The 22533-nt window shown below is 50.1% G+C and carries 13 protein-coding genes; 5 read left to right on the top strand and 8 right to left on the bottom strand.

The genetic code is table 11. From position 1 onward, the window contains the following. Window positions 1–7: 7 nt before the first annotated feature. Entirely contained in the window at window positions 8–838 is an 831-nt protein-coding gene (locus EKM75_RS10675; RefSeq protein ID WP_125694479.1) for an alpha/beta hydrolase, read from the bottom strand. Window positions 839–1122: 284 nt separating this feature from the next. Between EKM75_RS10675 and EKM75_RS10670 the strand changes: the two genes are divergently transcribed. The 3 genes from EKM75_RS10670 (at window position 1123) to EKM75_RS10660 (ending at window position 3587) form a co-directional block, all read left to right on the top strand. Then, entirely contained in the window at window positions 1123–2157 is a 1035-nt protein-coding gene (locus EKM75_RS10670; protein WP_125694477.1) for an aldose epimerase family protein, read from the top strand. Between the two features lie 596 nt (window positions 2158–2753). Further along, a complete protein-coding gene (gene rpsN, locus EKM75_RS10665; protein ID WP_125694475.1) occupies window positions 2754–3023 on the top strand; it encodes a 30S ribosomal protein S14 in 270 nt (89 codons plus the stop codon). A gap of 126 nt (window positions 3024–3149) precedes the next feature. After that, complete coding sequence (locus EKM75_RS10660) at window positions 3150–3587, top strand: hypothetical protein (RefSeq protein WP_125681454.1); 438 nt, start codon at window positions 3150–3152, stop codon at window positions 3585–3587. A 1427-nt stretch (window positions 3588–5014) separates the two neighbouring features. On the opposite strand, the gene EKM75_RS10655 is transcribed toward EKM75_RS10660, so the two are convergent. The 7 genes from EKM75_RS10655 to EKM75_RS10625 form a co-directional block, all read right to left on the bottom strand. Beyond that, entirely contained in the window at window positions 5015–7270 is a 2256-nt protein-coding gene (locus EKM75_RS10655) for a glycoside hydrolase family 65 protein (protein ID WP_125694473.1), read from the bottom strand. 480 nt (window positions 7271–7750) lie between these two features. Further along, a complete protein-coding gene (locus tag EKM75_RS10650) occupies window positions 7751–9127 on the bottom strand; it encodes an SLC45 family MFS transporter (RefSeq protein ID WP_125694471.1) in 1377 nt (458 codons plus the stop codon). 193 nt (window positions 9128–9320) lie between these two features. Further along, on the bottom strand, window positions 9321–10286 hold the full coding sequence (locus EKM75_RS10645) for a LacI family DNA-binding transcriptional regulator (RefSeq protein WP_125694469.1): 966 nt from the start codon (window positions 10284–10286) through the stop codon (window positions 9321–9323). A 741-nt stretch (window positions 10287–11027) separates the two neighbouring features. Next, a complete protein-coding gene (locus tag EKM75_RS10640; protein ID WP_125694467.1) occupies window positions 11028–11477 on the bottom strand; it encodes a hypothetical protein in 450 nt (149 codons plus the stop codon). Window positions 11478–11519: 42 nt separating this feature from the next. After that, complete coding sequence (locus EKM75_RS10635; protein ID WP_125694465.1) at window positions 11520–14912, bottom strand: SEC10/PgrA surface exclusion domain-containing protein; 3393 nt, start codon at window positions 14910–14912, stop codon at window positions 11520–11522. Between the two features lie 1005 nt (window positions 14913–15917). After that, window positions 15918–17261 (bottom strand): sensor histidine kinase, encoded by a 1344-nt coding sequence (locus tag EKM75_RS10630; protein ID WP_125694463.1) that lies wholly within the window; start codon window positions 17259–17261, stop codon window positions 15918–15920. Next, window positions 17251–17943, bottom strand: coding sequence for a response regulator transcription factor (locus EKM75_RS10625; protein WP_125694461.1), 693 nt, complete (start codon window positions 17941–17943; stop codon window positions 17251–17253). Before EKM75_RS10625 ends, EKM75_RS10630 begins: the two co-directional genes overlap by 11 nt. 1134 nt (window positions 17944–19077) lie before the next feature. Between EKM75_RS10625 and EKM75_RS10620 the strand changes: the two genes are divergently transcribed. Both EKM75_RS10620 and EKM75_RS13025 read left to right on the top strand, forming a co-directional pair. Beyond that, the gene (locus EKM75_RS10620; RefSeq protein ID WP_263853498.1) at window positions 19078–21618 is read left to right on the top strand and encodes a YfhO family protein; all 2541 of its coding nucleotides are present in this window, start codon (window positions 19078–19080) and stop codon (window positions 21616–21618) included. Window positions 21619–21623: 5 nt separating this feature from the next. Next, entirely contained in the window at window positions 21624–21803 is a 180-nt protein-coding gene (locus EKM75_RS13025) for a YfhO family protein (protein ID WP_263853497.1), read from the top strand. The last annotated feature ends 730 nt before the right edge of the window (window positions 21804–22533 follow it).

Here is a 22533-nt window from a genome sequence, read left to right as displayed (position 1 = left end):
AAACGGTTCAGTGGCTCGTTAACTCACCTGGTGACCAGAGCAGCTGTGCAATCAACCGCCACATAGCAGGGCTCGCGTGCAGTTGACCATGACTAACGCCGGAAACGTGGTGTTCTCGATAGGTAACTGGACTGCCGACCACCACTTGCCGGAGCGCCTGCACTTGCGTCACAGGAACTGAGCCATCCGTCTGCCGCCCTAAGAGCGTGCCATAGACGTTGTAAATGGTTAATGGGCCCATGACCTGCAAATTATCCCGGTGGGCCCGTAGCTGCTCAAAGGCCTCATCAACGGGTCGGGTCGGCTGACTCTCGTCAATCGGTGTTCCCAATAGAATCAACCGGTTAGGCTGGGGCAGATCCGCACCAGCCCCATGCAGGACCAAACTGCCGATTGCCGTGCTACCGCCCCACGAGTGAGCGACCACGTTGTAGCTCGTCATGCCATAACGTTGCTTGAGCTGCCGCAGAATCTCGGTTATCCAGCGAATCTGCTGCTGGTAGTCCGTCGTGAAACTGTGCGTAAACAGGACTTGAATCAGGGGATTGGTGGCCTGGTCAGTCCACGTGCCAGTGAAATGAAGCACACCGGTTCGTGAGACAGTCACGGTCAACACCTTATGACCATAGCCACGGCGGACTAGCCACCGTAACAGGCCATTATAAGTCCACGCGTTGCCACCCCATCCCGGTATAAATAGGGTGGGCACAGCTGTGTATTCGGTATCCGACCGATGACTGCTCAAAGGAACTGCTGGTGTGACGACCTGAGTCGCCCACCGGTAGCCCAACCAACTGCCACCAAGGAGAACCGCTAACCATCGCCATTTGCTTGCCATGTCACAGCCCCCTTAAACTAACCTATTATGCCAGTTTCATCGATTGCGTACAAGTGAAATTTTGTTCACTAAATATTTATACCAGTTACTGGCTCGCTTTACAAATTTGTCCGTACAAGCGTAAATGGTGCAAAATTAAATTGTTCAGAGACAAACTAATGGCCGTTAAAGACTTCACCAATTAAACGTTTATGCCCAAACTTCATTTGACAATTGTCCGGATAAAAAATACTATAAGGATAAATGAAAACGCTTTACCACTCTTAGAAACGAGGAATTTATCTATGAAAACTGCTGCGAACCATTGGGATACATACCAGGCGCAAGCCGTTACGGAATACGCCATTGAAAATAAAAACGGGGTTAAGCTCTCCATCTTAAGCTGGGGAGCCACACTCCACAAGCTGACCGTTCCAAGTGCCAACGGGGACAAGAATTTGGTGCTATCTTACCATAAGATGGCCGACTATCTCGACAATCCGTTCTACGTTTGCATGGGAATTGGCCGAACCGGTGGCCGAATTGGTGGTAGTTCATTTGAACTCGGCGGCAAAACCGTCCACGTTGCTACCAATGAAGGCGATGACACTAACCTCCACGGCGGGCCCAACGGCTTTAACACGGTCAACTGGGACGGTGAAATTGACGACAGTGATCCAGCTGAAACTAAAATTATTTTGTCCCACACATTTAAGTCCAGCGAAGACTCCTTCCCTGGTGATATGCAGGCCAAAATGATCTACTCTCTGGATGACCACGACCACGTTAACTTGAAGTTCGAAGCCAGTTCAACCGAACTGACTCTCTTCAACCCAACGTTGCACGTCTACTTTAACCTGAGTGACGACCAACTGATCTCTGGTCAAACGCTACAGATCAACGCACAGGAGCATTTGGAAGTCACTGACAAGAAGATTCCTACGGGCAATATGATTGCCAACGCCGACACGCCTTACGACTTCGCCAATGGGCAAAACCTGGGGCAAGCTATCCGGGGTCTGCAAGGCATCCCGGAAAAAGGCTTCGATGACCTCTTTCACGTGGAACCCGCAGCTGACGGGACGATTGCCAAGTTGAGCGACCCACAATCTAACCGGGCCGTCACCATCAAGTCCAAGCGTAACGGTCTGGTCGTCTTCACGGCCAACTCCTTCACGTCCGATATGAAATTAACGACTGGCCCCGGCCAACCGTACATGGGCGTTGCGTTGGAAGCCCAAACGCTTTCCGACACGCCGCATCACCCTAACTTTGGCGATGTCAGCTTACCAGCTGGTGAAACGCAGAGTTACGAGATTTCTTACGACGTTACCTATTAATGTTACTAGAAACGACCCGTCACGGCTAGTGATGGGTCGTTTTTTTGACGAAATTATAATGTTTAATTAGGTATAAAGTTCACTGAATTCTAAAGTCAGTGTGCTATTGGCCGCCTGCGGCTGCCAGGGACCACGCTGTGGGGCAACCCCTGAAGCCTCAAAGACCATGAGTCTTCAGGGCGCCTAGAAACCTCGTGGCAGACCACCCCGAGTTTCCAAGGTCGGCCCATGTTCTAGGTGGCATAGCCCCCGCCACCAAGAACATCGACACAGCGCGGTCCCTGGCCTCCTCCGGCTTAGGGTTGGTGTGAATTGAAAATTGATCAAATTGAATATTCACTATTCGGCAGCAAATATGCCGAGCTACCTCTTCAACCGCTGTTTATATATAGTATCTTTTATTGCATCGCAAACTCTCGCCCAGTCATTAACTTTAGCCTACGCGGTTCTCAAATTTCCCGCTAAAGTTTGGCATTTCCACCATCAAAAACGTTGCCCCCGACTATGAGTCACATTCGTTGACAGGCTATTTGCCCTATGATAGATTGGTAAAGCGTAATTATTATCATTTAATAGTAAAGGAGCCTCATCTATTCATGGCAAAGAAATCCAAAATTGCAAAAGCAAAACGCATTGAAGCCACTGTCGAACGCTATGCTGAACGGCGAGCCAAACTCAAGGCCGCTGGCGACTACGCAGCATTAGCTCTGCTTCCTCGAGATGCTTCCCCCACTCGGATGCACCACCGTGACCATTTAGATGGTCGGCCTCACGCCTACATGCGTAAGTTTGGGCTCTCACGGCTAAACTTCCGGCAACTCGCCCACGAGGGTAAGATTCCTGGCGTTCAGAAGGCTAGCTGGTAAGCACCCGCTTTTCTAATTTAACTCAAAGCAACCCACGTCAAACGCTGTCCGCGGCTCCGTTTGACGTGGGTTTTTCTATGCCGTACACTGAATTTATGACGTTTAACAAAAAGGAGTACACCTCAAATGGCAGAAGTTTTAACAGTTATCCGGGCTTTCGATGTCTTCGGCAATGGCGCCCAGACACCTTATGGTATTGATACACCTAAAATCAACGCCCAATTCGTTGGCATCAGTCCAGCAATGGCCTTCGACGTAAACAATCAACCAAAATTAGCACGTCAGATTGAGCGCCAACTGCGTCAAATCGAAGAGGAAATCCGTGACCAATTCCGTGATGACCTCACTAACTTGGGTGGCACTGATTTGGCCCAGAACTTACAGGTGACCCAACAACTGATCACCACTTTTAAGGACCGGCTGGAGCAGGACCTCCTGGTTAAAAATCAACTGGAGTTGGAAAGCCTGACGACCAGTGGCGAGTGGCTTACCTACTGGCAGGATGATGCGCCCCTAGTTAAGACCAAATCACAGCAACAACAGAATTTGCCGCAAGATTTCTAACAAATACTTAGTTAGATTGCCGCCTCCGGCTGTCGGGAATGGGGGGCCGCTGTGGGGGCCGGAGAAAGCCAAAGAGCGGTCTTTCTCCTCGACTTGAAACCGGGCCCAACCCGCCCGTTTCCAAGCTCGCCCCACAACGTAAGCTGGCCAACCAGCTTACGTTGTCGACACTGCGGCCACCATTCCCATCAACCTACAGCTACATTTGCGTTTAACTCAAATGCGACGAAATTTCCATCAGTGTTAGTTGTCGTATCACCTCAGCTAACTTCGAATTTCCAAACAAAAAACGACCACCCAACATCTCAGCTGGGTGGTCGTTTTCGTTTATCTACACTTTTACATACAGTTTAGTTGCAGTGTCAGTGCTGAACGCACCCACAGGCAATTCAGTGAGTAACGCTTAGTCGGAGGACGCCAGGGGCTGCGCTGTGTCGATGTTCTTAGCGGAATGATTCTTTCCGCTTAGAACATGGGCCGTCCTGGGAAACTCGCGGATTGGGCGAGGTTCTCAGGCGCCTTGGGAGACCGCACTTTGGCTCCCAAGAGCGCCCCACAGCGTAATCCCTGGCGGCCGCAGAGGGTTAAACACAAAAAGCAGCCACCCGACTAACAAGTCAGGCGACCACTTCATTTAGATACAGTTTAATTGCAGTGTCAGTGCTGAACGCCCTCACAGCAATTCAGTGAGCAACACTTAGCCGGAGGACGCCAGGGACTGCGCTGTGTCGATGTTCTTAGCGGAGTGATTCTTTCCGCTTAGAACATGGGCCGACCTGGGAAACTCGCGGATTGGGCGAGGTTTTCAGGCGCCTGGGGAGACCGCACTTTGGCTCCCGAGGGCCGCCCCACAGCGTAATCCCTGGCGGCCGCAGAGGGTTAAACACAAAAAGCAGCCACCCAACTAACAAGTCAGATGACCACTTCATTTACATACAGTTTAATTGCAGTGTCAGTGCTGAACGCACCCACCAGTAACCCGGTGTGCAACGCTTAGCCGGAGGTCGCCAGGGACTGCGCTGTGTCGATGTTCTTAGCGGAATGATTCTTTCCGCTTAGAACATGGGCCGCCCCACAGCGTAATCCCTGGCGGCCGCAGAGGGTTAAACACAAAAAGCAGCCACCCAACTAACAAGTCAGGCGACCACTTCATTTAGATACAGTTTAATTGCAGTGTCAGTGCTGAACGCCCTCACAGCAATTCAGTGAGCAACACTTAGCCGGAGGACGCCAGGGACTGCGCTGTGTCGATGTTCTTAGCGGAGTGATTCTTTCCCGCTTAGAACATGGGCCGACCTGGGAAACTCGCGGATTGGGCGAGGTTTTCAGGCGCCTGGGGAGACCGCACTTTGGCTCCCCAGGGTCGCCCCACAGCGCAGTCCCTGGCGGCCGCAGGCGGCCAAGCTTCACCACAGCTCAAAACCAGCTTACTTCAGTTCAACACTTTCACCAGCGACATCGATGGTCAGAGGATCACCGCTAATCAGCTTGAAGTGTGGCCCGTCAGCGTGCACGCTGACTTCGACCAGCCGGCCATGGAAGACCTGACGGAACGTGTAACTCGTCCAAGTCTTTGGCAGGAATGGTGCGTAGTGCAGCTGACCATTGCGAACCCGCATACCAGCGAACCCTTGAACCACAGCAATCCAACCACCGGTCATGGCCGTGATGTGCAGCCCATCCGTGGTGTCATTGTTGTAGTTGTCCAAGTCCAGCCGCGCCGTCCGTGAATAAAGCTCTACGGCCTTGTCCTTGTAACCTAGGTCGGAAGCCAAGACGGAGTGAATGGCTGGTGACAGACTGGATTCGTGAACCGTCAGTGGTTCGTAGAAATCAAAGTTAGACTTCTTTTGTTCTGGCGTGTAATCGTCAATGAAGTCCCAGATTCCTTGCAGCACATCCCCTTGCTTGATGTAAGGCGAACGCAGAATCTTATCCCATGACCAGTGTTGGTTAATTGGCCGTTGGTCGGCTGGAATTGAGCTAACTGGTTCAATATCCTTGTCCAAGAAGCCGTCGTGTTGGACGAAAATGTTCAAATCCTTGTCGTACGGCAGGTACATCCGCTTAACAATGTCTTGCCACTTAGCCTTTTCTTCATCAGAAATGGCCAACTTCTTAGCCGTTTCCTGGTCGACCTTGCCCAAGATTTCCAACGTGTATTTCAACGTCCACTGAGCCAACATGTTCGTGTCCCAGTTGTTATCAACGTTGTTTTCATACTCGTCGGCACCGGTAACCCCGTGGATCATGTACTTCTGATTCCGCTTGCTGAAGTGGACCCGGTCAGCCCAGAAGCGAGAAATTTCGCTGAGGACCTTAGCACCTTCATGCAGCACGTAGCTAGTATCGCCGGTGTAACGCGTGTAATTGTAAATGGCAAAAGCAATGTCGCCATTCCGGTGAATTTCTTCAAAGGTAATTTCCCATTCGTTATGGCATTCGATCCCGTCGAACGTCACCATTGGGAAGAGTGCCCCATTCAAGCCCTGTTCCTTGGCGTTGACGTAGGCCCCATCAAGTTGCTTGTAGCGGTACATCAACAAGTTGCGCGTTACTTCGGGGTTCGTGATTCCCAAGTAAACGGGAACAGCGAAGGCTTCGGTATCCCAGTAAGTGGCACCACCGTATTTCTCGCCGGTGAACCCTTTTGGCCCAATGTTCAGGCGAGAATCCTTGCCATAGTAAGTGGAGAAGAGTTGGAACAGGTTGAAACGAATTCCTTGTTGCGACTCGTCGTCACCCTTGATGACCACGTCAGACTTTTCCCAACGGTCAGCCCAGATAGCGGTGTGAGCGTTGAGCAATTCTGCGTAGCTTTCCTTAGCGACTTTGTCACTGAGGTCATGCATGGCAGCGGTCAGTTTTTCTTGCGTGTCATAATCACGTGAGGTGACCACGATGACCCGCTTTTCCAGCGTCGTTTCAGCTTGAGGAGCCAGCTTACCGTTGAAGGCCGTGACAACTTCCTTGTCATTAGGCTGCGCAACGTTTACGGCGTTCAGCTCAGTGACCATCCGCATTTCCATGCCGGAAGTGAACTGTGGCGTCCCAAATGGATTAGGCGTCGTCTTAGCAACGATACTGCCGCTTTCGACCTGTTGGTCGGCATCCAGCACATCCCAGAACCGTTCGTCATAGTTGGCTTCTTCGTTCTTCACGTCGGCGTCGATACTTGGCTTGATGGTCACGTCCACGCTGTCCGCGCTCAAGTTCTTAACGCTTACCCGTTGAACGGAAAGTTCTTGTTGGCTGACACTCAGGAAGCGTTCAAATTTAAAGGCTACCCGCACATCACCCCGTTCAACAACGAAGGACCGGTTTAAGACGGCCTGCTTCATGTCCAGGTCCAAGACGAAGTCGCTGATCTTATCCTTGGCCAAGTCGATAGCTTCACCATTAATTTCGATTGGTAACTTGATGAAATTGACAGCGTTCACAACTTTCCCAAAGTACTTAGGATAGCCGTTCTTCCACCAACCAACTCGGGTCTTGTCAGGGTACCAGACACCGCCCAGATAGATTCCTTGCAGGGAGTCACCACTGTAACCTTCTTCAAAGTCACCACGCATCCCCATGTATTCATTCCCTAAACTGGTCATGGATTCCTGGAGGCGCTTGTCTTTGGGGTCAAATGTATGGGTAATGACGTTCCATGGCTGTACCTCAAAAATTCGTTTCATGGTCAACATTTCTCCTTTATCTACATTGGACTAGATGGTCTGACGTTGGTTCGCCTGCGGATGACAAGTACTGCGCTGTGGGGCAAACCTGAAGCCTCTAAAACCGAGTCTTCAGGGCGACTTGAAACCTCACCTAACCCGTGAGTTTCCAAGCTCGGCCGTGTTGTAAGCCAGGACAAAACCCTGACTAACAACACCGACACAGGCTCCATACTTGTCCTCCTCCGACTAAACTGAACGTCATGACAACTAGTCAACGAAATGATTTTTAAAACTCAGTAATTAACTCTGATATAGCCAAACGTTAACCCCAACTAATTAACCTTGAGCTAGTTGACGTTAACGTTGGTTTTCTTTTAATCAAGCATAACAATGATGGCTGCCCATCACCAATGACTGGACTTGGAATTTGGAAATCGCTGATCAATCTACCTCTCAGGGCGTAATTTCCACTCATTTCTAGCCGTCATTTTCTAGCGGTTATGCGCGGTAGGTTTCCTTGATACTCATGACTGAGAATGCACCGATTGCCATGATGACCCCACCCAACAAGAACATGTTGGCTTGGGCACCACCAAGCAGTGGGAACAGTGCGAAGCTGGCCAGAGAAGCCACGATTTGTGGCAAGCAGATGGAACCGTTGAACAAGCCCAGGTAAGTCCCCATGTGGGCACCGGACAAAGCGTTGGTAACCATGGTCAGTGGGTAAGTGTTCATCGCAGCCCAAGCAATCCCAACTAAGACGAATGAAGCAATCAAAGCGTATTGGTTGTGGATGAAGAAGACAGATAAGAATCCGAGAGCGCCTAATCCCAAACTGCCGGCGTAACCTAACTTGTGAATGCTGTTAGGCAACTTAGCCAAAACGTATGACCAAACAACAGCGGCAATGGACTGCACAGCGGCTAACACCCCGTACCAGTTACCAGCAGCCTGGTAGCCAGCAGATGCGGCGTTCGTAGTGTGCCAAACGTTGGAAGCAATGGCCCCAGCGGAGTAAGTCCACAAGTATTGGAAGGCGACCCAGCAGAAGAATTGAACTAAGGTAACGGTCCAGAAAACCTTGGGTGCGGACTTCAGTAATGCAAACCAGTTCCCACCTTTTTCGTTATCTTCCTTTTGGATACCATGGTACTTGGCATAGGTATCTGGATCGTATTCGTGGACCCGGAAGATGGTGAACAAACTGGTGATGACTAACAGAATCGCCCCAACGTAGAAGGCAACCTTAACCGTAGCTGGCACAACCCCTTTGGAAGCCGTGTTAGCGATTCCAATTGCGGCAAACAAGAATGGCAAGATGGCGGCTAAAACGGCACCCGTGTTGGACAGGAAACTTTGAATCCCGTAAGCGTAACTCTTCTGATCATCGTTGACCATATCCCCAACCATCATCTTGAACGGTTGCATCGCAACGTTAGATGACAAGTCTAGGAAGGCCACGGTAATGGCCCCAAACAGCAAGGCCGCCAGTGATGCGTAACCAAAGCCCATACTTCCTGAGTTTGGCAGCAGACACATCACAATGACCGCAACAATCGTTCCTAACAACAGATAAGGTAACCGCCGACCACCAAATTTAGGTGCCCAGGTTCTATCGGAATAATATCCGACAATCGGTTGCACAATTAAGCCGGCCAATGGTGGCAAAATGAAGAACCACCCTAAACTGTTGGGGTCCGCCCCAATGGTTTGGAAAATCCGACTCATTTGAGAACTTTGTAACGTAAAGGCTGTTTGCACCCCTAAGAAACCAAAGTTGATCATCCAAATGGTACTAGCAGGCAACGTCGGCAAGCCGTTTTTCTTTTTCGCAGCGGCCGCTGACGTGTCTTCTGAAGCTGCAACGTCTGACATAACGAAAACCTCCTCAAACTAACTTTAAATAATAGCTAAATGACTTTACGAGATACATTATGGCACCGCTTTCATTTTAATGCAACCGTTTGCGCAAAACTTTTTTTGACTTTTGTTCGCTCACTTTGAAAACGTTGACAGTTAAAAAGGCTCGCCAACTGGATTTAGCACCAGTTGTGCGAGCCCTCACAATTTATTTAATTTCGTACGGAATTTTTATTTGACCAGGGGTCGGTGACTCCAATGGTTCACGGTCACTAAACAACAAGGCCACCGTGGCGGACCCCATCTTTTCTGGGAATAGATCCACCGAATGAAGGTCGGCATCCGTCAGGCCATCCGGTAGCGAGTGGTTAAAACTGACGACGGGGAACCGACTGATATCGTACTGTTCACGCAATAAGCGGTAGAACTCAATGGCGTTGTAGTCATCGGTGGCCATGATGCCGTCGATTTCAGGGTGCTGTTTGATAAAGAGCCGCACCCGGTTCAACTCACCCAACTTGCACGTCAAGGGTTCCACGTTAAACTCAGCGGTCACGCGTTCGTAGCCTTCCCGACGTTGCTGCTCGTAGCCCCAATCATGTTCGGATTCCACGAAGACTGGGTGCTTGACGGCCAACTGGTCGAGCAGGTAGGTCGCCCCACCGATACCGGCCTGTAGGTTATCGTTGTCCACGAAAAAGTCCTCGGCGTGATCGGCGGGATGGCCAATCGTCACGAACCGCAGCTTGTGTTGCCGTAGAAAGTTCGTGATGGGGTCATCGGCTTGCGCGTAGAACAAAATGAACCGTTTAATTTTTCCCTGCGCGACCATCGACTTCACGTTCTTCAGCAGGTCCTCTGGGGTCTTACTGATGGCAACAGATAACACGTATTGACGCTGAACCAACTGGGCGTTAATGCCCCGCAATAGGTCAATGTAGAACGGGTTCTCGGGCAACGTGTGATTGGCGGTTGGAAAAACCACGCCCACCGCGTTAGCTTCCCCCGCCGTTAGATTTTTAGCGTTATAGTTTGGCAAATACCCTTCCGCATCGGCCAAAGCTTGAATACGCTCCCGGGTCGCTTGACTGATCCGGGGATTATTATTTAATGCACGTGAGGCTGTCGATACCGACACACCAGCCTTAGCGGCAATATCACGGATAGTTAACATCTCTAAAGGCTCCTTATACGCAGACACTTCTCATAAGTCAAATCTTACCATACATGTTCGGGTATTGAAACTTTTTCCAGTGCCTTAACGACAGGCTTCACGGCACGCAAAAAGGGGGGGCACCAAGGAACCCCTCTTTGCGTTTATTCCTAACTAATGGTTGAAAGGACTGAAACACCCACTGTTCCTGATACAACCAGGATTGGGTATTGGTGTTTAGTCAGACATAGTGGAAAATTGCTGCCTTACCGTTCGCCAACTTTGGACTGGAACGCGGTGGGAAGGACGGGACAAGCCAAAAAGCGGTCTTGTCCCTCGCTTGAAGCCGCAAAACACGTCTTCAAGTCGCCATTTTCAAGAAAATCACTTAAAAATCCCACGGCTGAGTCCAAATTTGGCTCACTCTCGGCTACCTAGTGGCGTGCCAATAATATTGCGTAAGTGCTGTCATTCAGGTATCTAAGCTAGCTGAGTTTCCAGAAACTCGTTTAACCGGAGGCAGTCAGAGGTGGAGACAGCTGTGGCGACGGTGTTAGCCGATTTTCGGCTTACAGCGTGGGACGTGTTTGGAGACTGGTGGTTTTCCAGGCTTCAAACCGAGCCGAAGGACCGCTTCTCAGGCCGGAGGCGTTCCCCACAGCAGGCGGAATCTCTGACAGCCGCAGGTGGCTGGGTGAGACTAGTTTTAAGTCTATAACGCTTAGGTGCAACTGATAGTTAACCAGTTGCCATTACCAGTCCTTACTTGTACCGGTAATAATAGGCACCTGATGTTTTAACCAAAGCACCCGGATAAGTGGCGTGGAGCGCCGTCTTACCGTGGTGTTTGACCCGGGTCCAAACTGCCCAGTCTTTGGGGTACAGGTCACCTTTTGGTGAAACGCGGTAACCCTTACCGACTTTTTGAAGCTGTAACGGACTTTGCGTCGACGTCGTCTTATTTGACTTACCCGACATGGTAAACCAATGAATTTTAAACCCAGCGGTTGTGTTCTTGGATTCCCATTTCGTGAAAATTTGCATTTCATAATGACGGAACCCTTTGTCGTAAAGTCGCCAGTGACCGCGCAGTGACTTGGGAATCTCCGTACGTTGCGTAGCGGCTTGAGCGGTGACGGGTGCCGCAGTAATCAGCGAGAAACCGCCGATCACCGTGAGACCCAACGCTAAAGTTAACCAAAGCTTTTTCATCCGAACTGTTTCCTACTTTCTGTTAATGATAGTATCTCGTGACTAGTCTTGGTTCCGGCGACGACGCATGAGCGCGAAGAACCCGGCAAAGGCCGCAGCAATCAACACAACCACACCGGCAATCGTGGTGACTTGCTTACTGTTGTCCTGCTTGCTGGAGGATTGGTCAGCCTTGGGTGAAGCCGTCTGCTTGCTGGTACTGGTTGACGTGTTCGATGAGGTCTTCGCCTTCTTTTCAGGCTTAGCCTTAGTCGTGTCAGCCTTCTTAGCAGTCTGCTTGTCAATTGCCGACTTCTTAGTAGTGGTCGTGTCTGGCTTAGTTGCCGCGTGGGCCACCGTTTCACCAGTCAGTTGGTCTGCTGCACGGGTAACTGCTGGAATAATCACGTTCAGGGCGTGACCACCAGCGTTCCCAGCAAATGCCAAGACGGAGGTTCCGCCGTTGGCAGCAGAATGCGACGTCGTCAACGTAGCCTTCTTGCCAGTCTGGCCACTAAGACCGTATTGGGCTAATTGCCGTGAAGTAGTCGTCCCGGCCTTCTTAGCGCTGGTCTTGGCTGGCGTCTTAGTTGCCGTCTTCTTAGTAGACTTCTTCGTGGTCTTGACCGTCTTCTTAGGCGTTGTCTTAGGTGTCGTCGTTGGCGTTGCTGGAGTCGTTGCTGGAGTCGTCGTGCCAGTCGTTTGGCCAGGGTTAACTGGTTGAACTGGTTGAACTGGCGTGGTTGGTGTCGTCGTCCCGGTTTGACCACCGTTATCCTGACCAGCGGCAATCAGTTTATCTAAGACAGACTGACGGACGGCCACAAGGTTATCCTCAGCGGCCTTTTGAGCTGTCTGAGCTTTGGCAAGAACAGCTTCAGCAGCTGGTAACTTAGCCTGAGTGTCAGACAAAGTCTTTTGAGCTGCATCCAAAACTTTACCAGCATCGGTAACAGCTTGGTTAGCGTCATTAAGTGCAGCGGTGGCAGCGTCTGCCTTAGACTGTGCATCCTTAACTGCCTGGTTAGCAGCATCCAAGCTAGGTTGATCCTTAGCTAATTGTGCCTTCGCATCAGCTAACGCCTGTGCCAGTGGTTCTTGCGCCGTATTGGCCGCAGTCAGTTTCTCTTGGGCAGGGGCAACGGCAGCAGTAGCGTCGTCTGCGGCTTTCTGGGCATCAGCAACGATTGACGCTGCTGAATTGTAATCCTTCAAGGTTGAGTTGAGGCCATCCAGAACAGCTTGATCATTTGTGACTGTCTTAGTTTGATCAGCTAAATCACTTTGTAGGTTGGTTAAGGCTGTCTTCTCAGCTGCTTCAGCAGTTTGGGCAGCAGTCAATGCTTCGGCTGAATTCTTGGCATTATCTTGTGCAGTTGACAAGTTGGTGTTAGCAGTCGCTAAGTTGGCCTGCATTGACTGTGCGTTGACCTGGGCATCTTTGATACTCTGAGTTACTTGGTCTACCATGTCTTGTGCATCGGATACTGCTGCAGTGGCATCAGTCACGGATTTATTAGCAGCTGTTACATCCGCCTGCTTAGCAATAACGTCGGCATTAGCTTTGTCGATTGCAGCTTCAACGCTAGCTGCATCTGCAACAGCGGCATCCTCAGTAGCTTGTGCAGTTGCTGTGGCGGCCACAGCTTTAGCTAATCCTGCTTGTTGATTATTAAGTGTCGTCCGCATTTCTTCGGAGTATGATGTCCTGATACTCGTGTCTGGGTTGGCAATGACTGCACTAGCTGACGTATCAAACTTGGTTGCGTCCCTAATGTAAGAAGGACTATCCGTAACCGTTTCAAAGTGGACTTGTCCCATACCATCTAAGGCCATCCCAAAGTATTGCGTTGTGTACTCATTTAGAGAATCATAGCCTGCTAACCCTATCAAATGGCCAAATCCAGAACTAGCATCATCAAACAGCATATGGGTAATTGTAAAGTAAATACCACTTCTGATATCGTCCAAAGTTTTAGCGGTACTTAAAGTTGTGTTTGCACCAATATTTTCATAATAGTTATCAGTTGCCGCCAAACCATATTCCCCAGCAACTGCTTCAATAGCTGGCACATCGTGACCATTCTCATTATAAATATTCCAGTTATCCGTATCGTACTTTGCGGCAATTTCCTTAGCAAAGGACATCATCGTCGTCGTAATCGTTACCTTTGGTTCACCAATTAATTCCCGAACCTGATTGATCAGGGTTGCCGTGTACTTTGCTAGATCCTGATACTGAGCATCCGTCAGCGAAGCAGCATTAGTATAGGTCACATCGGCAGCACTAGCATTCGTCTGATATTGATTGCCATCAAGGCCTAACCCAGCACTGGCAATTGCATCCAAAGTGGCCGCTGCTGAAGCTGCAGCTTCACTCGTTGCATCACCACTTGTAGCAGCAACATATTCCTTGAGGGCGTCCAACGTCAACCCGGCTGGTAATGTAATCGCGTTACCGGTCATACTAGTCAGTGAAGCCGCCGTCTGGTTTACCGTATCTTTAAGAGTCTGTTGATCAGCTGCTGCCTTGTCTACTGCCGTCTTGGCAACAGAAACCGCAGCTTCTTTATCGACTGCAGCGGTAGAAGCATCAGCTGCTGCACTGGACGCATTCGAAAGAGCTGTACTTGCTGCAGCAGATGTAACATTAGCAGCGGCAAGCGATGCATTTGCAGCCGCTAAACTTTTGTTGTAATCAGACAATGCCGATTGCTTATCTGTCACTACTTGGGCAGCGGAATCCGCCGAAGTAGCAGCTTCGGTTTGGGCATCTTGCGCCGTTTTAACCGCAGCAGCTGAGCTAGCAGCGGCGGTACTAGCAGCCGCGGTACTAGCAGTTGCCGTGGTAACCTTAGCCTGTTGAGCTGGGATGTCAACATCCGACGTATTCTTAGCGGTGGCAGTATCAGTGGCCAATTTAGTTTCTTGAGCTGAAATCTGTGTGTTTAGGTCTGCGATACTCCCGGCAGTTGCATTCCCAGCCGTCGTCTTAGCATCAGCCAAAGATTGTTGTGCAGCGGCAGCAGCACTCGTTGCATCAGTAACCCCTTGTTGCGCAGCGTCAACAGTGTCTTGGCCTGCCTGGCTGTTTTGGATTGCAGTATTAACAGCAGTTTGGTCGTCATTAACCGTACTCTGTGGTCCAGTAACGCCCGCCGTCGCAGTATCAACGGCCCCATTCGCTGCTTCTTGATCCTTAGTTGCTTGATCAACCTTAGAATTTGCATCAGTAACGGCTTGGTTAGCCTTATCGACAGCATCCTTATCAGTCGTAATTTGACTGTTGGTATCGTCAACCGTCTTTTGCGCGCCGGCAGTTGCGTTTTGGGCTGTTGTAACGGCAGTTTTAGCATCCTGGACCTCTTGAGAAGCCTCGACTTGTTGATTCAAGTTCATCTGAAACTGCTTGTGATTGCGTAGCACCACTACTGACAGGTGCTGTTGAATCCGCATGAGCAACTAATCCGCTGCTTAAAGCGGTTCCTGCTAAAATAGCAGCTGTCCCAGCAGCGATTTGAATGGTTTTTTTCATCTAAATTATCTCCTTAGATTATAGAAATATTTATTTCTCAATGATTGATGCTTGGTCTTGTCGAACTGACCGAAAAGTCCCAGCCGATTCATAGCCGTATTGACGGTTACACAAATTGCCCAGAATGCTGGGCAGTGTCTATCTGATTCTTCTCTTTATGTACATACACCCGAAAAAGCTTAGCAACGTGTCAAAATAAGAAAGCAGTTCATTCATTAGTCAATTTGTGATCGAACATCTATCAAGCATCCGGTACCGCCAACTTTCTAGGCCGATGAACCGCCTAGAAAGCAACCCGCTCTAAATCACCACCTAAATTTTTAAAATGAAAATATTTTTGTTATGTATTTGTTTGTGGCATAACCAGTTACTGCCACCCTAGTTTACGCCTTTATTCCGTTAATATAAATAACATTTTTGGGGTTTCATAAAGGCCATAAAAAGGCTCAGTGACGGTCATCACCTCCCGATTGACATCTAGAACGAGGGATAACCATCACTGAGCCTAATAACATCAACGAATTCGTAAAAATTCGCAGAAACCTCTATTCAATTTTCAAGTGATTCTACCCGGATAAATCCGCTAAAAAAATTTGTTGAATTTATTCACTAATCTGGCGAGTCACTGAATCGACCACCGATGAAAAGCTCTGTCCAGCGTCTACGACTTCCAAAGCACCATCACAACCATCATGGCAGTTAAAACCACCTTCACTAACAATCGCAACGGTAGCCTTCGGTTGCCAGGGAGGGGCTCGCCGTGTCGGTGGTGTTAGTCACGGGTGATTTGGCCCGGGGCTTACAGCACGGGACGAGTTTGGAAACTTGCGGGTTGGGCAAGGTTTCAAATCGAGCCGGAGGACCGCTTCTCAGGCCGCAGGCGGTTCCCACAGCGTGCCCCTCCCTGGCGGCCGAAGCCGGCCAGGCTAGTCTTTAGATTTATCATGACGGTTGAGCCCAGTTGAGGCATTCAGCGGCAGGGTCGTCACAAACTGGCTTCCCTGCGGACTGTTAGCCTTAACCGCAATATTCCCGTGATGCAGGCTGACAATCCAGTTTGCAATCGACAATCCCAACCCGTTACCACCAGTTTGGCGGCTCCGAGAAGAATCGACCCGGTAGAACCGGTCAAAGATACGTTGCCGTTCGTTCGCTTTAATCCCGATACCCTGATCAGTGACCACGAGTTGCCACTTCCGGCCGGTCAATTTCGCCGATACCGTAATCGTGCTGCCCTGCGGTGAGTACTTCATCGCGTTATCGATCAAAATATTCATTAACTGGTGAATCAAATTTTGATCCATCGTCGCGGTAAAGTCCTCGACCGGTGCCAGTTCTAGCTGCTTACCTTGGCTAGCCGCAATTTCCGTATACGGTTCGACCGTGTACGCCAAAAAGTTTGCGACTTGGGTGCTCTCAAAGTTTGTCTGGACCGTATTGGAATCAGACCGTGCCAACGCCAGTAAGTCCTGCGTCAGCTTTTGAAGGCGTTGACTTTCACTGTTAGCCACCGCAATGCTCTCTGCCTGATCAATAATTTTATCGTTTGGCTTCGTCAGCAGTAGTTCCAATTTATTTTGAATAATCGTGAGTGGCGTCCGCAACTCATGGGCAGCATTGCCCACAAACTCGGTCTGCCGGCCCCACGACTTGAGAATTGGCCGCATAGTCAGCCGTGACATCCAAATACTCATGGCAATCGACAGGAGCCAGAATACCCCCATCGTAATCAACATGACCTTAGTAAAGCTATGCATAGCGGCCTTCTGGGGGTCAATGTTTTCCATGATCAACAGGTAGCGTCCGGCCACGGACTTATCCACGTTACTCTTGGGCACCTTGACCAAGAGCGTCCGAAAATTATACTTGCCCTTAACCAAAATTGACCGAATTTTGCCCACTGCAGTCGTGTCTAACGTAATGTTTTTGAGCGTATCGTACCGCGACCCCAGTTGTGACTTGTTCATCACTTGCCCCTCATTGTTAAAAATCAGGGTGGTCGTCATGAACGGGTGAATCGAATGATGTGGCCGCGCTAGTTCTTTGTCTTGTGATTCGTCCTGCCCAAAGGGTTGCGTCACATTTTGCCGTGGCGGACCAGCCAGCCGAGCACTTCGCTCGACCCGCAGCGCTTGGTCGGTACTGGTCAAGATAGTCTGCCGAAACAGCACAAACACAATGATACCCAGCAACAGAAAGATAATGGAAAAGCCAATGAAATTGCTCCAAAATAACCGCCACTGTTGAGCGCGATTAACTTTATTGCTCATCGGGGGCCTCCACAATATACCCCGCGTTCCGGATAGTCCGCAACGACAGGTCACTGCCGGCGTGCTTGAGTTCCTTACGTAAATTACTCATATAAACTTCAACCACGGACAGACTAGTCTCAGAGTCAAAGCCCCACAGTCGGTTAAAAATCTGTTCTTTCGTGATAATGGTCCCGGGATTGGCTACCAAATAGGCCAACAGATCAAATTCCCGACCCTTTAAGGTCAATGGTTCACCATCAAAGGTTGCCAGGTGCTTGCTAGTATTGATTTCCAGCTGTCCCAGGCTAATGACATCACTACTGTTTAAGTGGCCCGTTCGTTTCAACAGCGCCTTCATCCGAGCTAATAGTTCCTCCCGGTGAAATGGCTTGGTCACGTAATCATCTGCGCCGTCGTTGAAGCCCCGCAACTTATCGGCAATCGTGTCCTTGGCCGTTAAAATCAGAACCGGCGTGCTCACCCCTTTGTTGCGGATGTGCAGCAGCAGGTCCAAGCCACTTTCGCCGGGCAACATCAGGTCCAGAATAATGGCGTCAAATACACCCTGACTGGCTAAAAATTCTCCCTGTTCACCATCAAATGCGGTGGTTGTTTCACAAATCGGTTTAATTAATTCAACAATGTCCGCGGACAGTTCTTTCTCATCTTCTACAACTAATACCTTGGCTGTGCTACTCAACGGGCATTCCTCCTTTAAAATTCTGATATTGTCGTTGTTTGGCCGCCTGCGGTTAGTAGGACCCGCACTGTGGGGCCACCACTGAAGCCTCGAAACCCACGAGTCTTCAGTGGCGACTTGAAACCTCACCCAAACCGTGAGTTTCCAAGCTCGACCCAGACTCTAAGCGGAGAAAATCCCTCCACTAAGACTCTCGACACTGCACAGTTCCTGCTAACCTCCGGCTCAAAATGGCCAATTTAATCTCCTCGTATCTTTTAGCTTGATGAACCAAATTTATAACTCGGTGAAATGATAAAATCCGTCAGCAAATTACCTAGCTGAAGGTTGAAAGTATCTAAACGCCGCCTGAGCCATGTCCGCCAACTTCTCGGCCTACACAGTGTTCTTAGACGACCGAGCGTAACGATTGAAACAGTCGTTGTCAATTCGACCGAAAACTCTAGGTATTCACATTTCCAGACTATTGTCGTGGAAAAACACAATCAGAGCCGGAGGCGGCCAGGGATGGAGCCGGCCGTGAAAGTGGTGTTAGCTGGCGATTTTTTCAGCCAGCTTACAGCACGGGCGACTTTGGAGACACGTGTTCTTCGTGGCTTCAAAGCGAGCGAGAAGACTGGTGTTCTTCCAGTCTGAAGCGTCCCCACAGCAGGCGGAATCCCTGGCCGCCGGAGCGCGGTCAATTTAACTGCACGAATTCTTACCAACATTGGGACGAGGTACGTATTTCATCTTTCACCCTTCAGTTACTTAGCAAAAAAACTTTCTGATAGTATTCATTCCTAACGATACGTCAATTAGGGGACTCACGCAATCATTGCATCACGCGGAATAGTTAGACTTTAATTAGATACATTGGCAGCCTTTCAACCCAGCTGCTCACCGCACCCCATCCCCTGACATCCCAGAGACTCAGTGGCTACAATCTACTACTTGGCAGTCTGAAGTTATAGTGTACCTGCTTAACAATAACGCAACCTTAAGTTGTTTGCTTTACCAAACGCTAAATTTTTTCGAAGATTCGGTCATCGACTACGGAACTTACCTTAAAGTGAGGTAGACTTTTAACAAAGTAGTCTGCATGGTATCCTATTAAGGTCAGACATTTTGTTCGTCATCAACGGAGGGGTTTTCATGAAGCAACAACGTCACACTCTAGCTGAACTACGCGTTAGCCGCTGGGTGTATGGGGGAGCATTTTTACTGCCGCTGATCATCATGTGCGTGGTTTTCTTTGAACTAAAAATCACACCGTTTGGTCACCGGAACCTATTATTTAGCGATATGGGCGCACAATACATCCCCATTCTCGAGAATTTACGACACACGATTTTAACCGGACAATTCCACCTATTTTCATTTTCACTGGGAACCGGTAGCGGCATCTTGCCGTTGCTGACCTATTACGTCATCAGTCCGTTCAACCTATTGATCTTCCTATTTTCGGCGGTGCACCTACCGACCGCCATCACTTGGATCATCATTTTAAAAATTAGTACGATTGGCCTCAGTATGGCCGTCTTCCTCCGCCACGCCTTCTTGCGCAGCGGCTGGTCCATGCTGCTATTCTCCACGGCCTTCAGTCTCTGTGGCTTCGTGGCGATGTATTTCTACGACATGATGTGGCTCGACGCCTTAATCTGGTTACCACTGGTTGCATTGGGCCTTCACCGGATCGTTAGCCGTCACCGCTACGGCCTTTACACCATCAGCCTAACCGCCACTATCATCTGTAACTATTACTTAGGCTACATGACCTGTCTCTTCTCCGTCATGTACTTTATCTATTTAATTATTGAACATCAACCCAACCCAACCCCGTTTAAAGACGTTTGGCACATGCACTTAGCTGCTATTCGGCAATTCTTGATTGGCTCGTTGTTAGCCGGCGGGATGTCCATGATTGTCCTGATTCCAACGGCAATGGGCATGTTATTAACTGGGAAAAACGCCATGTTCGTGGCCAATTACCTGCCAACACCACTCTTCGGGCCGGAAGTCATGGCCCAGTTCGGTCCCCTGACTGGCAACTACCAATCCCACCTGTACCACGCACCGTCCGTCTTTATGGGAACGCTGATGTTCCTGTTGCTCATCGTCTACTTCGTGTCCCCACGCATTCGTGCGGTGGAAAAACGCCGGACCATGTGGCTGTTGATTGCCATGGGATTGAGCCTATTTGTGACCCTCTTCAATACCATCTGGCACATGTTCCAGCAACCAGCCGGCTTTCCGTTCAGAAACGTCTTCTTCTTCACATTTCTGGCGTTAACGACGGCCTACCGTGCTTGGCAGACGCGGCCAGCTCAGACTATGAACGACCCTCAAAAGGTGCTCGCTTTAGTCTGGGGCATGGGCCTGTTGACGATTGGCTTTCTATCGGCGCAAGTCATTCCCCGCATCTGGGCACGCTTCTTACCTAGTTACAACAACGACCTCTACCTACACAGTCAACCACAATTTCATTTGCTCTGGTTGGCGCTGGGGCTCTTGCTTCTAAATACCATGTTGCTGTTCATCAGTGAGTGGCGACCAATTCGAATCGGCCTACTGGGACTACTCCTATCGGTCGAACTTGGTAGTAATTTCTACGCGGGCACGCAGGGCATCAACTTTGGCTCACAAACGAAATTCGAAAAAGCATTTAAACAGGACGCGGCCATTTTAAATAAAGTCCACGCCAACCGTGCCAAGGCCAATCTTCACCGCATCGACTATCAACATTCCGAAATTGGCCAAGCTTACAGTGGTGCTTACAACCACTACAACGATGCCATCATGTTCGACTATCCCGGCGTGAGCCTGTACAGTTCAACGTTGATGGAACAATCGCGGGTTTTCCAACACGATTTAGGCTACTTTAGCGCCAACGTTCGCCGAATCAGCACTCAGGGGTATACGCATTTGACAGATACGCTGTTGGGCGTGAAGTACCGGTTAAATGCCGGTAACCCCCATCCCGTCACCAAGTTGAGTGCCTATGCTGGCATCGGTTTTGCCGTCCCTAAAGCACTGACCGACCTCCAGCTGAATGACCAATCCGCCTTCTATAACCAGCAACGCGTGTTAAACGCCCTGGGTGCGAAACGCGACACGCTCGACCCCGTGACGGTTAAGAGTGTCGCCACCCGGCGAGCCAAGGTAGCCGAGGTCAATAGCATTCCCGATAAGACCTACATTCCGGGTCCGCGCTACCTGCAGACGTTCACGGTTCGGGTCAATGCGACCGGTCTATTACACGGTTATTCACCGTCTAACACGCTGGTTTACTCCAGCTTGAAGGTCAACGGCAAGAGTGCCAAACCGATGATCAACGCCGATGGTTACCGTTACATCTTCCGACTTGGTCAGTTCACCAAAGGCCAAACTTTGAAGATCAGCTACATTACGCAGGAACCCGCGGCGGGCTACAGTAACCAGTTCGTTTCACTAAGCCAGTCGCGTTACGCCTCACTAGTCACCCAGCTGAAGCAGAACCGCTTCAAGCTCCGTAAAAATAGTGGGGTCTCCTGGTTGTCTGGTGACGTGACCGGTACCAAGCAAAAATCCATGCTGTACCTCGCCATCCCCAAGACGCCAGGCTGGTCAGCTACCGTGAATGGTCAACCGGTCAAGGTACAGTCGGCCATGCATGCGCGATCGGTGTCCCTATCATTCGCAATTACGATGGAATGATTGCCTTGCCGTTGCAACCAGGCAAGAATCACGTGACGTTGACGTACCGAACACCGGGCTTAAAGGTCGGTGCGCTCATCAGTGCGGCCAGCTTCATCATCTTCGCCTTCCTGTGGGTCACCGTCGAGTGGCGACGCCCATTGGCAAAGCGGACGGCTGATCAGAAGAAGGAACGGCATTTCTAAATGAATTTTCTGGTGTCCAGGCTTGATTACCTGGGCACTTTTTTTATTATCCTAAGGATAGATAGGATGGATTGCCGCCTCCAGAGGTCGGAGGCAACCCTCGCTGTGGGGACCGGGGGAAGCCACAGCGCGGTCTTCCCCCTCGACTTGAAACTTTGCCCAACCCGCAAGTTTCCAAGCTCGTCCCGTGGCCTAAGAACGAGCAACCCACTCGCCCTAACGCCACCGTCACAGCGAGCATTGTCCCCAACCTCTTCCGGCTACTTGACCTGTCTATCCGATACATTATGTGTATTCTATTCAGCAATTTGTCCGCTATCGTTGGCAGAAAAGCCCTGAGGTCGAAATGTCACATACATTCATCTTTCCAGTTCAAGTGAAAGGCCGACTCAAGTAAGTCATTCTCACCAGTCTTACGAAACCAATCTCAGCCATGTGTCACCCAACTAATATTCGTGCCGTAATCGCCATGTAACGTCGATGGACTACCGTAGCCAGTCAGTGCCAGTGAGGGTTCCCGCAGTGTCGATGGTGTTAATTCGGGCGGACTTTCCCGAATCTACAGCATGGGATGTGTTTGAAGACTTATTTGGGCTTTAATAAGGCTTCAAACCAAGTCGAAGGACCGTTCCTCAGGCCGCAGACGGTCCCCACAGCGGGGGCCCTCACTGGCACTGGCTGGCGGAATCCCCGAATCTACACCATGGGATGTGTTTGGAGACTTGTTCGG

The organism is Levilactobacillus tongjiangensis, assembly GCF_003946345.1.
Taxonomy (GTDB): Bacteria; Bacillota; Bacilli; order Lactobacillales; family Lactobacillaceae; genus Levilactobacillus; species Levilactobacillus tongjiangensis.
Note: the sequence above shows the minus strand (reverse complement) of the source record. Positions and strands in the feature narration are given on the sequence as shown.